The sequence below is a fragment of the Halobellus salinus genome, assembly GCF_014646875.1.
Taxonomy (GTDB): domain Archaea; phylum Halobacteriota; class Halobacteria; order Halobacteriales; family Haloferacaceae; genus Haloquadratum; species Haloquadratum salinum.
Genome location: NZ_BMOC01000005.1, coordinates 68,369 through 81,182, shown reverse-complemented (window position 1 = coordinate 81,182; position 12,814 = coordinate 68,369). Strand labels below are relative to the sequence as shown.

At 68.4% G+C, this 12,814-nt stretch carries 10 protein-coding genes; 6 read left to right on the top strand and 4 right to left on the bottom strand.

Annotation, left to right across the window (positions count from 1 at the left end; genetic code table 11):
• Positions 1-18: 18 nt before the first annotated feature.
• Entirely contained in the window at positions 19-1,428 is a 1,410-nt protein-coding gene (locus IEX72_RS05785) for an SLC13 family permease (protein ID WP_188786435.1), read from the bottom strand.
• 201 nt (positions 1,429-1,629) lie between these two features.
• On the opposite strand from IEX72_RS05785, the gene IEX72_RS05780 reads away from it, so the two are divergent.
• The 5 genes from IEX72_RS05780 (at position 1,630) to IEX72_RS05760 (ending at position 5,562) form a co-directional block, all read left to right on the top strand.
• Positions 1,630-3,063, top strand: coding sequence for a CoA-binding protein (locus IEX72_RS05780; protein ID WP_188786434.1), 1,434 nt, complete (start codon positions 1,630-1,632; stop codon positions 3,061-3,063).
• Complete coding sequence (locus tag IEX72_RS05775) at positions 3,056-3,754, top strand: acetate--CoA ligase family protein (protein ID WP_188786433.1); 699 nt, start codon at positions 3,056-3,058, stop codon at positions 3,752-3,754. Before IEX72_RS05780 ends, IEX72_RS05775 begins: the two co-directional genes overlap by 8 nt.
• Position 3,755: 1 nt before the next feature.
• Positions 3,756-4,160, top strand: coding sequence for an acyl-CoA thioesterase (locus IEX72_RS05770; RefSeq protein ID WP_188786432.1), 405 nt, complete (start codon positions 3,756-3,758; stop codon positions 4,158-4,160).
• Between the two features lie 48 nt (positions 4,161-4,208).
• The gene (locus IEX72_RS05765; protein WP_188786431.1) at positions 4,209-4,382 is read left to right on the top strand and encodes a hypothetical protein; all 174 of its coding nucleotides are present in this window, start codon (positions 4,209-4,211) and stop codon (positions 4,380-4,382) included.
• A 103-nt stretch (positions 4,383-4,485) separates the two neighbouring features.
• Entirely contained in the window at positions 4,486-5,562 is a 1,077-nt protein-coding gene (locus IEX72_RS05760; protein ID WP_188786430.1) for a cupin domain-containing protein, read from the top strand.
• Positions 5,563-5,595: 33 nt separating this feature from the next.
• On the opposite strand, the gene IEX72_RS05755 is transcribed toward IEX72_RS05760, so the two are convergent.
• Both IEX72_RS05755 and IEX72_RS05750 read right to left on the bottom strand, forming a co-directional pair.
• On the bottom strand, positions 5,596-6,474 hold the full coding sequence (locus IEX72_RS05755) for a fumarylacetoacetate hydrolase family protein (protein WP_188786429.1): 879 nt from the start codon (positions 6,472-6,474) through the stop codon (positions 5,596-5,598).
• A 155-nt stretch (positions 6,475-6,629) separates the two neighbouring features.
• On the bottom strand, positions 6,630-8,129 hold the full coding sequence (locus IEX72_RS05750; protein WP_188786428.1) for an aldehyde dehydrogenase family protein: 1,500 nt from the start codon (positions 8,127-8,129) through the stop codon (positions 6,630-6,632).
• A gap of 262 nt (positions 8,130-8,391) precedes the next feature.
• Between IEX72_RS05750 and IEX72_RS05745 the strand changes: the two genes are divergently transcribed.
• The gene (locus IEX72_RS05745) at positions 8,392-9,471 is read left to right on the top strand and encodes an MFS transporter (RefSeq protein ID WP_188786427.1); all 1,080 of its coding nucleotides are present in this window, start codon (positions 8,392-8,394) and stop codon (positions 9,469-9,471) included.
• A 148-nt stretch (positions 9,472-9,619) separates the two neighbouring features.
• Here IEX72_RS05745 and IEX72_RS05740 read toward each other — a convergent pair whose 3' ends face one another.
• Entirely contained in the window at positions 9,620-12,718 is a 3,099-nt protein-coding gene (locus IEX72_RS05740; protein ID WP_188786426.1) for an FAD-binding and (Fe-S)-binding domain-containing protein, read from the bottom strand.
• Between the last annotated feature and the right edge of the window lie 96 nt (positions 12,719-12,814).

The window sequence follows — 12,814 nt, the reverse complement described above, 5'->3', positions numbered from 1 at the left end:
GCCCCGCTGCAGCCCCCGTCAGAACACCAGCACGAACACGCCGATCTGGACCGGGAGGAGCACGAGGAGGGTCGCGACCGTACACGCGCTCGCCATCCGACTCAACTCCACGGAGTCGACAACGTCGAGTCCGAGGATCGCGACGAGGACCGCCGACTGATACGGAAAAAAGTAGCTGCTCAGTGCGGCACCCTCGATCATCGCCACCGGAACCAGCGGAACGCCGGCGGTGGTCGCGAACGACACGAACACCGGCGTGACGACACTCGCGACCGCGAGCCCCTCCATCACGAACGTCAGCGCTATCGAGACGAACGTGACGAAGACCAACACCAGCGGGAGCGACGGGTCCGCGGGGAGAGACGACAGCAGCGTATTCGCCGCGAGGTCGGTGAACGCCGTGCGTTGGAGCCCCTCCGCGATCGCGAAGATCGCCCCCAAAAAGAAGATGATCGAGAAGTCGGTATCCCCGATCGCCCCGTGATCGATCACGCCGATCCGCGGCGCAAAGGCGAGCAGTGCGACGACGACACCACCAAACAGCGGATGCAGTCCGTGGACGAAGTCGGTGGCCCAGATTCCCACCCCGACCAGGAGGAACGCGAGCATCCGCGTTTCCCGTGGCGACGGCGTCACCGACCCGGTCGTGTCGGGGATCGTGATGCCGTCCCGGTCCGACGGGCGGTAGAGCAGGTAGGTGACGGCGACGACCAGGGCTGTCCGGCCGATCCCCATCACCGGTCCCATCCACAGCGCCCACGCCGTCCACGTGATCGCGGGGCCGCCGCTGGAGTCCACCAGACCGGCCACGATGATGTTCGCGAGCGACCCTGTCAGGACGCCGGCTGCCCCGTAGTAGGTCGCAAACAGCGGGCCGAGGAAGAGCCCGATCTTGGCCTGCCGGTCGCCGAACAGCTCTCCCACCGACCGGAGGATCGGCGCGAGGATCAACACCCGAACGAGCGAGGACGGCACGAGAACCGCGAGCGCGAGGCTGCCGACCGAGAGCACAACGAGGAGGTAGCGGTACACAGAGACCGCGTCGGTCGCGATCCGGTCGGGCATCCGCGTCACGGCGAGCCGCTCGATGAGCCCCCCGAGCCCGCTTGCGGTCGCCGCTTCGCCGATGAGCAACCCAACCACGACCAGCCACGTCGCGGGCGACCGGAAGCCAAACAGCGCGAGTTCGGCCGAGAAGCCGACGCCGATCAGCCCGATCCCGATGAGCGCCGTGAACCACGGATCGACTGGCGTCCCGATCCAGAGCGCGATACAGAACAGCGTGATCGACAACATCCGCGCAGCGTCGGGATTGATCGGGGCGTAGCGGAGCACGGTCCCGGCCGCGATCACGCCCGCGGGCACCGAGAGCCACCCCGGGGCGACCGGCAGAACCGCAGCAGCGCGGCCGGAGAGTTCATCGGTCATGCGTGGGGGATATCCGGCGTGTCTCGACGGACTCGTATGTGCGTATCGATGCGTCCGTCGTCGGGAGGGCGGGCGTGCGGGCAGCCAGCACACCCCGACGCGCCGGTTCGCCCCCGCGGACGCGGTGACCGGCGACACCAGTGCCGACCCACGGGGCAGCGGTGGGAAAACGCTTTGTCACCGTTCGACAAAGCGTGAGACGTGAGTCTGACACAGCTTTTCGAACCCTCGGGGGTCGCGGTCGTCGGTGCGTCACGGGCCGAGGGGAAGATTGGGTATGTGGCGATGGCGAACGCGACGAACTTCGAGGGGCCGGTGTATCCGGTGAACCCCTCGGAGTCGGGAGAGCTGTTCGGTTCGGCGTTTGTCCCGTCGGTGACCGATACCGACGGACCCGTCGACCTGGCGCTCTGTTGTGTCCCCGGTCCGGCGGTGCCCGACGTCCTGGCGGAGTGCGGCGACGCGGGGACCGGGGCGGCCGTGATCTACGCAAGCGGGTTCGCGGAGGCCGGCGGCGAGGGGGAGACGCTCCAGCGGGAGATCGTCGAGGTCGCCGACGAGCACGACATCTCCCTGTTGGGGCCGAACACAAGCGGCTTCCTGGTGCCCGCGACCGACCTCCGGTGTTCGTTCGCCAGCGGCGTTGAGGCGATCCCCACGGGCAACACCGCGGTCATCGCCCAAAGCGGCGGCGTCGCCCACGTGCTCGCGTTCCAGTCCCGCCGGCAGCGACGCGGCGTCTCCGCGATGGTGGGGCTCGGAAACCGTGCGAACGTGGGGTTCGCTGAGGCCATCGCGTACTTCGACGGTGACGACCGGACCGACGCAATCGCGCTCCACATCGAGGGAACCGACGACGGCCGCCGGCTGCTCGATGCCTGCCGCGCCAGCGACACACCCGTGATCGCGTACAAAGCCGGCCAGTCGGACGTGGGGGAGTTCGCGGCGTCGCACACCGGCGCGCTGACCGGCGACCACGAACTCTACACCGCGGGGTTTGCGCAGTACGGCGTGCCGACCGTCGACGCCACCGACGACCTGCTCGACGCCGCGGCGGCGCTCGGGACCGCACCGTTGCCGTCGGGCCCAAACGTCGGTGTCGTCACCGCGCAAGCGGGGCCGGGGATCATCATCTCCGACCGGATCCAACGCGCCGGCGGTCGGCTCCCCGAACTCACCGCCGGGACGAAAGCGCGCGTCGACGAGATCCTCCCGGGGGTCACCTACGACGACAACCCGGTCGACACCGGCCGACCGATGCCGGAGTTCGGCGAGGTCGTCGCCGCGGTCGCCGAAGACGATCTGATCGACATCGTGCTCGTCTATGAGCTGTTCGAGGAAGCGCTGGGATTCCCGGTCGACACACTGGAGGGGTTGGCCGAGGAGGTCGACAAGCCGGTGCTGTTCGCGACCGAGGGGATCGACGCGGACCTCGAATCCGAACGCGACGCCGTCGAGGCCGCGGGAGTCCCGACCTTCGAGACACCCGAACGGGCGGCCGACGCCGCGGGCGCACTCGCCCGGTACGCGCGGTTACACGCCGAGGAGCCGCCAGGAGCGGCCGCGGCCGACGGCGGGTGGCCGCGACCGGGTGGGTCCGCAGCCGCCGACTGGAAGGGACCCCGCGATGAGTGATCCAGCCCCGATCGCGGCCGCGCGGGAGGACGGCCGGACAACGCTGACCGAGGCAGAGGGCAAGCGGCTGCTCGCGTCTGCCGGGGTCGAAACGACCGACTTCCGGGTGTGCGAGACCGCCGACGCCGCGGTTGAGGCCGCCGACGCGGTCGGCTACCCGGTTGTGGTGAAGGTCTCCTCGCCCGCGGTGACCCACAAGACCGACTGGGCCGGCGGGATCGGCGTCGCCGTCGGGCTCGATTCCCCCGAGGCGGTTCGGGACGCCGCGGCTGGGGTCCTCGCCGCAGCCGGGGAGCGCGGGGTCGACGCCGACGTGCTCGTTGAGACAGCCGTGGATCTTGACCGCGGGACCGAGGTGATCGTCGGCGGCGTCCGCGACCCGTCGTTCGGGCCGGTCGTGCTCACGGGGCTCGGCGGCGTCTTCACCGAGATCTTCGAGGACACCACCCACCGGATCGCGCCGATCGACCACGCCGAGGCCCGGTCGGCGATCGAGGAGTTGCACGCAGTGGAACTCCTCCACGGCCACCGCGGGAGTGACCCCGCCGACGTCGACGCGCTGGCGGCGGTGGTCGTCGCGGTCGGGGAGCTGGTGGCCGACCGACCGATCGCGGAACTCGACGTCAACCCGCTTCTGGCGACGGCCGACGGAGTGATAGCGCTCGACGCACTGGTCGTACTGGAGTCATAAGATGTTTGAACGCACCTGGACCGTTCGGTTCTCCGACACCGACCCGTTCGCTATTGCTCACTACCCGCGCATCGTCGACGCGCTCCACGAAACCTCGGACATGTTCCTGGAGGAGATCGGCTACCCGTTCTGGGACCTCGCAACCGACCACGGCTTCGGGCTGCCGCTGGTCGAGATGTCGTTCGAGTTCGAAGAGCCCGTCGAGGCCGGCGACGACGTTCGGGTGACGCTCACGCCGGACCCCGGCACGCGGAGCGTCCGCTTCGACTACGAGGCGTACGTCGATGACACCCTACTGTTTTCGGGGTACGAACAACGGGTGTGCGCCGAGAAGGGCGGCGGGGCGATCGAGATCCCGGCCGACCTCCGGGCGGAATTCGTCGCCCACGCGGATGGAGACGTCTGATTTCCACCCGTTCGGTACGTTTTTACTCCGAACGCGGCTACACCCCGTATGGCCGAGTTCAAGAACCCCTACGCGACAGAGGACCCGTTCGTCGAAGCCCACTTCGACTGCCTGGAGTGCGGGGGCAAACTCTGGGAGTACGGGATCCAGCGCCGGATGGTGTGTGAGGACTGCCGGGCGCTTTTCAAAACCACCGAGATATTCGAAGCACAGGCCAACTGAGGGGGAACGCGGTCGCCCCGGCTGCGGTCCCCGCCCCTCGTTCGCGCCGCCGGGACGCTGCATCCCCAACAAATTTATGATCAAGTTTCACCAAGCTTTTGCTATGGCACAGCAAGAGCCAGAGGACCTCCTCGAGATGAGTCCCGAGACGCGGACCATCCTCGAGGAACACAGCCTCGAGCCGCTCTGGGAGGTCGAAGACCGGTTCGGGACCGTGATGGCGGATCCGGAGGCCGAGATCTGGAAGTGGGAGGACATCCAGGAGTCGATCGACGCCATCGAGCGCGACGTTCCGATCGCGGACCTCCCGCCGGGGTTCCAGCGCCGGGTCGCAGTCCCGATCAACACCGCGAACGCGATCTCGAACACGATCTACGTCGGGATCCAGACGGTGTCGCCCGGCGAGACCGCGCCCGCGCACCGCCACGGCGCCAACGCCCTTCGGTTCACCATCGACGGCGCCGAGGATATGAAGACCGTCGTCGCGGGCGAGGCGTTCCCGATGAAGGACAACGACCTGATCACCACCCCGCAGTGGGAGTGGCACGACCACGTCAACGAGAGCGATGAGACTGCGGCGTGGCTCGACGTCCTCGATCTGCCCTTGGTGTTGGACTCGGTGAACGCCAAAAACACCTTCGAGTACCACGAACTCGACCGCCAACCGGTGACGAAGACCCAGGGCTACTGGGCCTCCCAGTACGGCCGCGGCCGTTCCCAAGAGGACGTGACGGACGGCAGCATCCCCGGCCCCTTCGAGGGTACCGAGGAGCCGACGCCGCCGTACCGCTTCGAGTGGGCGGAGATGATCGAGTCGCTCCGCCAGCGGGCCGACAACGACGACCCCGACCCCCACGACGGCTACAGCCTGTCGTACGTCAACCCCGCGTCCGGGGAGCCGCCGCTGTTCCCCACGATGTCGTTCCGTGCACAGCTCCTCTTCGAGGAGACCGATCCGCACTTCCACAACGCCACCGAGGTCTTCTTCGTCATCGACGGCGAAGGCGCGACCCACGTCGGCGACGACGCCTTGGAGTGGAGCCAGTGGGACGTTTTCGTGGTCCCGCCGGACGAGATCCACCACCACGAACCCGACGGGGAGGCGAAACTGCTCGCGATGACCGACCGGCCGGTGTTCGAGTCGATCAACCTCTACGCGGAAGCCACGCCGTCGTCGTAGAACTCCTGGAACCCGGACGGTCGGTACGACCTGCTACTCCTGGCCGCCCTTCGTGACGTCTGCGTCGGCGTAGGAGACCTCACGCTCGGTCACGTCGACCGTCATCGACCCCACGTCCTCGATCTTGGCGTCGATGGTATCGCCGCCGTGAAGTTCGCTCACACCCTCGGGCGTGCCCGTGGTGAGCACGTCGCCGACCTCCAGGGTCGCACCGAGCGACGCGTACTGGACGATGTCGGCGCAGGTGTACACCATATCGCCGGTGTTCTCGTCCTGTCGGCGCTTCCCGTTGAGGTCGAGTTGCATCCGGAGGTCCTGCGGGTCGTCGACCTCGTCGGCGGTGACGACGCAGGGCCCGATCACGCAGAATGTGTCGTAGGACTTCCGGTTCGAGCGGTCCTGGTCGCCCCGCAGCGAGATGTCGAGCAGGATGGTGTACCCGAAGATCTTGTCCCACGCCTCCTCGGCGGTCACGTCCTTGGTCTCCTCGCCCATCACGAACGCGAGTTCGACCTCGTGGTCGGTTCGGCGGTCGGCGAACGGGAGTTCGATACCGTGATCCGGGCCGACCACGCTGGAGGGCGCTTTCAGGAAGTAGCCCTTGTCTTTGATCGAGAACCACTCCTCGGTGGTGATGTCCTTGTCCGCGATGGCCTCCTCGATGTGGTTCTCGTAGTTGAGCGGCGCGGCGACGACCTTCCCGGGGCGGCCGACGGGCGAGCCAACGTGGACGTCGTCGACGTCGTGATCCGGGTCCGCGTCCTCGTACTCGGCGGCGTCGTAGTCGCCCTGGATATACTCGACGAGCGGCTCCTGGCTTTCGAGACCGAGCCGGTCGGTGAGGTCGATCACGCCGGTGCCGTCGTCTGTGAGTAGTCCGAGCTGATTGTCGTCGTAACGGACGAATCGCATACACCCACCGACGGCGGAATCAGTGATAAAAGATGCCTTTCGGCGTGAACGCCGGGACGACGTTCGGCACGGTGGCCGCGTGTGCCGCCTACGTCGCGGCATCGACACCCGGCCACGAGCCGCGGCGACAGGCTACAGGTGACTCTCCGTCCAGATCAGAACGGGAACTCACGCGGTTCGTGCTGGAGCGAGATCCACTTCTTCTCGGTCACCTCGTCGAGGAAGTCGGTGGTGTTGTACCCGCCGACGCCCGAAGCGTTGGTGCCGCTGAACGGGACGTGGGCCTCGTCGTTGACCGGCTGGTCGTTGACGTGGACCATACCGGTGTCCATCCGCTGTGCGATCCGCCGCCCCGCGCCGACGTCGCCGGCGTGGACCGACCCGGAGAGCCCGTACTCGGTGTCGTTTGCGACCGCGACCGCCTCGTCGACGTCCGACACCGGGATCACCGGCGCGATCGGGCCGAAGTGCTCGTTGCACGCTGCGGCCATCTGGTTGGTGACGCCCGAGAGCACGGTCGGCTCGACGACGAGGGAGTCGTCGACTCCGTCGACGTCGACGATCCCGCCGCCGGTTTCGAGCGTCGCCCCAGCCTCAACGGTCCGCTCGACGAACTCCAGCATCTGGTCCCGCTGTGCCTCGTTGATAATCGGCCCGACGGCCACCTGGCCGTGGGCGCTGCCCGCCGGCAGGTTCGCGGCCCGCTCGGTCAACTGAGCGACGTACTCGTCGTAGACGTCCTCGTGGACGATGTGGCGGTTGATGGAGATGCACACCTGTCCCTGGTGGACGAACGACCCGAACACGCCCGCATCGACCGCGGCGCCGAGGTCGGCGTCGTCGGTCACGATGTGAGCGTTGTTCCCGCCGAGTTCCATCGCCGGCACCGCGAGGTTCTCGCCCGCCAACTTCGCCACGTGCCGCCCGACTTCCGTGGAACCGGTGAACGAGACCACGTCGCTGGCCGGGTGACTCGCCACCCGGTCGCCGATCTCGGACCCGGGACCAGTGACGACGTTCAGGACGCCGCCGGGGAACCCCGCCTCCTCGAACAGCCGGGCGAACAGGAGCCCGCCGACCACTGGGGTGTCGGACGCGGGCTTGAGCACGACCGTGTTGCCCGCAGCGACCGCCGGCACCACCGCGCGCGCCGAGAGGTTGAACGGGAAGTTCCACGGCGAGATCACCGTGACGACGCCCTGCGGCTCGCGTTCGACGACGTGTTCCTTGTTGTGGATGTTGGACGCGGCGTGTTCGCCTTTCGTGCGACGGGGCAGCGTCGCCGCCTCCGCGACCTGGTCCTGGGTGAGCTCGAGCCCGGTCTCGCTGACCCCGTGGATCGCACCGGCTTCGGTGGTGTACAGCTCCAGGATCTCCGACTCGTGTTCCGCGATCGCCTGCTGGAGCCCGTGGATCAGTTCCTCACGGGCCGCCGGCGGTGTCGACGCCCACTCGGATTGTGCGCTCTGGGCCGCCTCGTAGGCGGCGTCGACGTCCGCTTCGGTTCCCCGCGGTACCTCTGTAACGGGTTCGCGGGTCGAGGGATCCTCGACGACGACGGTCTCGCCGCCCGCCGCGTCGCGCCACTCGCCGTCGATGTAGAGGCTGTTCCAGTCGGCGTCGATACTGTACTGTGAGTGGCCTTCGAGTGCCATACCCCGTACGTAGCGCGAATCAGTAATGAACGTTTGGTGGAGTTCCTGGTTCTGTGGCCCCGACCGGGTCACACCGGTGATACCTGTCCGCCACGATCGAACCCACGACGCGGTCCGTCCCGTGACCGCCGGCCCGGCCGATCCGGGGGCTCCCGGCTCCGGACGAAAATATATAAATCGCACCGCCGAGTGGACGGAGTTGTATGTCCAAACAGGGTTGTAGTCGCACGTTCCCAGTGGGTGTGCAAAACACCACGGGACCGTGAACGGGACGCGCGACCCGAAACTCGACTCGCTGACGGGGTGGCTGGTCGTCGCGACCGGCGTGGTCGTCCTCCTGCTTGTGTGGGGCACGATCTTCACGTTCACGGACTACTCCGAGGCGTTGTCGACGGCGTTCGGGCTCTCCGAACTCCGAACATCGACCGTGTTCTCGATCACTACCGCGGCGTTCTACGTCGCGGGCGGTGTGGCCGGGGTGCTCGCAGCGCGGGCGGCGCTCAGGCCGGTCGTCGCGGCCGCCGGGGCGGCCATCGCCGCGGCTGTCGGGCTGCTTCAGGTCACGACGTCGTACCCCGGTGTGCTCCTGGCGTTCGGGACCTTCGGGACCGCCGGCGGCACGGCCTTCGTTGTGGTCATCTCCCTGGTCCCGCAGTGGTTTGACGAGTACGAGGGCCGGGCGGTGGGGATCACGTTCACCGGCAACGGGCTCGGAATCTCGGTGTTACCGCCGGTGTGGGTGTGGTTGCTCGGACGGACCAGGATCAGGGGCGCGTTCGCGGTCATCGGCGGCGCGACGGCGCTTTCGATTCTCGGGACCGCTACGATCTACCGGCGGCCGTCCGGGCCGGTGGGTGGCAGGGCGTCGGCGGTCGGCACCGACTGGATCCGGGCGAACTTCTTCGACACACGGTTTCTGGCCGCGGTCGCGGGGTTCTCGCTTCTGTGGACGTGGTATTTCGTGCTCTCGGCTGACCTGGTCGGAATCCTGACCGGCAACGGGATCCCGCGAGCGGTCGCGGCGACCGCGTTCGGAATCGTCGGCGGTGTCAGCGTGGTCGGTCGGCTCGTGAGCGGGGAGTTCGCGGACCGGGTCGGGCTGTGCGCGACGCTCACCGGCGGGGTCGTCGTGGCAGCCGCCGGGCTGGTGGGCCTGCCGTGGATCGGTTCCTCGCTCCCGATGTACGCCTGCTTGTGGCGTTCGGCGCGGGGCTCGAGGCGGTGGCGCCGCTGTTTTCGCCCATCATCATCTCGCGGTTCGGGCCCGCGAACGCCACTGCGATCGTCGGAGCGTTCACCATCGGCCAGGCGGCGAGCGCGTTCTCCGCGCCGGTCGTGTTGAGCCTCCTCCGGTCGGCGTCGGGCGGATACACGGTGCCGCTCGTGGTGCTGGGCGGTGCGACGTTGCTCGGCGGCGTTCTGTTCTACCGCGGCACTGCGCCGGTCGCGGACGCGTAACGCCGGAGTCAACGCACGACCGAGGGCGGGTGTTATCCTGTGAGCGCCGCGGCGAGCGCCTCGATCGGGGTCGGCGGCTCCACCCGGTCGGCACCGGCGTCGGGGAGGAGCGCGGGGTCGACCCCCGCACCCAGATCCGCGAGCTGTGTCCGGCACGACGCACCGGGCGCGACCACCGACTCCGCGTGGCTGTCGTCGACCTGGGATCCGAGTTCCTCCCCGATCGTCACACTCATGCCGTGGTGTTCGGCCTCGTAGCCGAAGCTTCCGGCCATCCCACAACACCCCGAATCCAGGGGGTCGACACGGTAGCCCGCGCGCCGGAGCACGCCGACCGCGTGGTGGTCTTTCTTCGTGGCCTTCTGGTGGCAGTGGCCGTGGTACGCCAGCGACGAGTCGGGAGCGTCGAACTCGATCTCCCCATCCAACCGAAAGGCGTCGACGTACTCACACACACCGTAACTGTTTGCGCGGACTCCATCCACGTCAGGGCCCGAGAGCAGGTCGCCGTAGTCGGATTGGAGCATCACCGCGTCGGAGGGCTCCGCGACCACGACGTCCCACCCCGCGTCGATCCGCGGCGCGAGTTCGTCAACCACGTTGTGTGCAGACCCCCGCGCGGCGTCGAGAAAGCCTTTCGAGAACGCGGGCCGGCCGCTGTCGGTGGTGTCTGCGAGGGCCACGTGGACGCCCGCGGCTTCGAGCACGCGGACCGCGGCCTTGCCGACCGCCGGATGGCTGTAGTTGGTGTAGGTGTCCGGCAAGAGGACCGCTCGCCTGTCGGCGTCGGCCTGCGGAACGCGGGACCCCCCGCGCGCGTCGAACCAGTCCCGGAGCGTCTCCCGACGGAAGGTCGGCAGCGTCCGTTCGCCCGCGATCCCCACAGTCTCTTCGAGCACGGTCCGGGCGCCGGGGAGCTTCGCCGCCCAGTTCGACACCGGCGCGAGCGCGCTCCCGATCCTCGCGAGGGTGTCGACGTTGGCGAACAGCCTCGACCGGACCGACGAGCCGTGTTCCTGGTGGTGTGCGTGGGTCACCTCCGCTTTCAACTTCGCCATATCGACCTCGCTGGGGCAGTCGTTCGCACACCCCTTACACCCGATACAGAGGTCCATCACCTCTGTCACGAACGCGTCGTCGGTGGGGTCGTCCGGGAGGTCGCCGCTCATCGCCTGCCGGAGCATGTTCGCCCGGCCGCGGGTGCTTGTGATCTCCTCGTCGGCCGCGCGGAAGGTGGGACACATCACCCCGCCCTCCGACTGCTGGGTGCGGCACCCGCCGCAGCCGTGACACAGCTCCACCATCCCCTGCATTCCGTTTTCAGTATCCCACTCCAGGTTCGACTCGAAGCCCGCCTCGAAGTCGTAGTCGGGGTCGAACCGGAGGTCGTCGGTGAGTTCGACGTCGCCGCAGACCTGGCCGGGGTTCAGCAGCCAGTCGGGATCGAACGCGGTCTTGAGATCGCGGAAGGCGTTCCAGAGTTGGTCGCCGTAGAGCTTCCGGTTCCACTGGGTCCGGGCGTGGCCGTCGCCGTGCTCTCCGGAGACGGACCCGCCGAGTTCGACCACCAGGTCCGTCACCGCGTCGGCGATGGCCTCCATCGACTCCACTTCGACCCCGGATTTGGTGTCGACCAGCGGCCGGACGTGAAGCACGCCAGGGCCGGCGTGGGCATAAAACGCCGCGAAGGTGCCGTGCTCCGCGAGGACGGACTGGAACTCCGAGACGAACCTCGGGAGGTGCTCCGGCGGGACGGCACAGTCTTCGAGGAAGCTGATGTGTTTCGCGTCGCTCGTCCGCCCCAAGAGGATCGGGTTGCCCGCCTTCCGGAGTTTCCAGAGCTCCGCTCGGTCGTCCTCGTCGTGGGCCTCCAAGGCGTCGAAGGCGTAGCGGCCGGCGCCGTCGTCGGTTCCGTTGCCGCCGACGCCGCTGTCACCCTCCGCACCGCGACCGCGGACCCGACCTGCGAGCAGTTCGTTGACCATCGCCCGGCCCGCCGGGTCGTCGGCGGCGTAGAACTCGACCAGAAGCGCCGCGTCGGTCCCCTCAGGGAGTTTCGTCACGACCTCACGGAACGCCGTGGTCTCGGAAGCGAGTTCGATCAGCGTGTCGTCGATGAGTTCCACCGCCGCGGGGTCGTGCTCCAGCACGTGGACCACGTCGCTGACAGCGTCGAGGACGCTGTCGTAGGTCAGGAGCGCGACCGACTTCGTCTCCGGGAGCGGCGCCAGCCCGACGGTCGCCTCCGTCACGACAGCGAGCGTACCCTCGCTGCCCGCCAGGAGCCGGGCGAGGTTGACCACGCCCGCCTCGCCGTACTCGCCGTCGGCCTCCGCGAGCAGCCGATCGAGGTTGTACCCCGAGACGTTCCGCTTCATCTCCGGGTAGCGGTCGCGGATCTCGTCGGCGTGGTCGTCCAGCACCGCAACAACGCCCGCGGCGAGCCGCGCTTCGGCGCCGCCGTCGGGGTCGGCGCGTTCTCGGAGTTCCGCGACCGCAACCTCGCCGAACGTGGTCACGGTCCCGTCGGCGAGGACCACCTCCGCCTCCGCGACGTAGTGGTCGGTCTTCTCGTAGACCAGCGAGTGCGCACCCGTGGAGTTGTTGCCGATCGCGCCGCCGATCGCGCTCCGGTCGCCCGCCGCGGGATCGGGGCCGAACGTGAGCCCGTGTTCGGCGACCCGGTTGTTGAGCTCCGAGAGGACGGTTCCGGGTTGGACTCGCGCCTCGCGAGCGTCGGGGTCGACCGCGCGAATCGAATCCATGTGCCGCGTGAAGTCGAGGACGACCGCCTCGTTCACCGTCTGGCCAGCCAGACTCGTCCCCCCACCGCGCGGCAACACCGGGATCCCCTCGTCGGCGCAGTACGACACCACGCTCGCGACGTCGGCGGTCGAGGTCGGGAAGACCACCCCGATCGGCGTCACTTCGTACGCGCTCGCGTCGGTCGCGTAGAGCTGTCTGGTGTAGGTGTCGAAGCGAACCTCGCCGTCGACTGCGGCGTTGAGCGCCGCAACCATCTCCGGACGTTCGACGTCGTCGGAGGTGTACTGGTAGTCCGAGCGACCGTCGGTGGCGGGCGAGCGCACCACGCCGCCGTCCGGAACCGTGTCGGTGTCGCGGTCGGGCATATGCCTCCCATTGCGTGAACGGCACACTTATACTCGCCGCTGGCGGCGACGCCGCCGGGAGACCCACGCGATACGCACGGGCTTGCGCCGCCGGTC

What these genes read in the sequence shown, in the direction of transcription:
- IEX72_RS05765 (WP_188786431.1), top strand. Translation starts at nt 4,209, where the DNA reads ATGGCCGAGTTCAAGAACCCCTACGCGACAGAGGACCCGTTCGTCGAA.
- IEX72_RS05775 (WP_188786433.1), top strand. Translation starts at nt 3,056, where the DNA reads ATGAGTGATCCAGCCCCGATCGCGGCCGCGCGGGAGGACGGCCGGACA.
- IEX72_RS05755 (WP_188786429.1), bottom strand. Translation starts at nt 6,474, where the DNA reads ATGCGATTCGTCCGTTACGACGACAATCAGCTCGGACTACTCACAGAC.
- IEX72_RS05760 (WP_188786430.1), top strand. Translation starts at nt 4,486, where the DNA reads ATGGCACAGCAAGAGCCAGAGGACCTCCTCGAGATGAGTCCCGAGACG.
- IEX72_RS05750 (WP_188786428.1), bottom strand. Translation starts at nt 8,129, where the DNA reads ATGGCACTCGAAGGCCACTCACAGTACAGTATCGACGCCGACTGGAAC.
- IEX72_RS05740 (WP_188786426.1), bottom strand. Translation starts at nt 12,718, where the DNA reads ATGCCCGACCGCGACACCGACACGGTTCCGGACGGCGGCGTGGTGCGC.
- IEX72_RS05770 (WP_188786432.1), top strand. Translation starts at nt 3,756, where the DNA reads ATGTTTGAACGCACCTGGACCGTTCGGTTCTCCGACACCGACCCGTTC.
- IEX72_RS05785 (WP_188786435.1), bottom strand. Translation starts at nt 1,428, where the DNA reads ATGACCGATGAACTCTCCGGCCGCGCTGCTGCGGTTCTGCCGGTCGCC.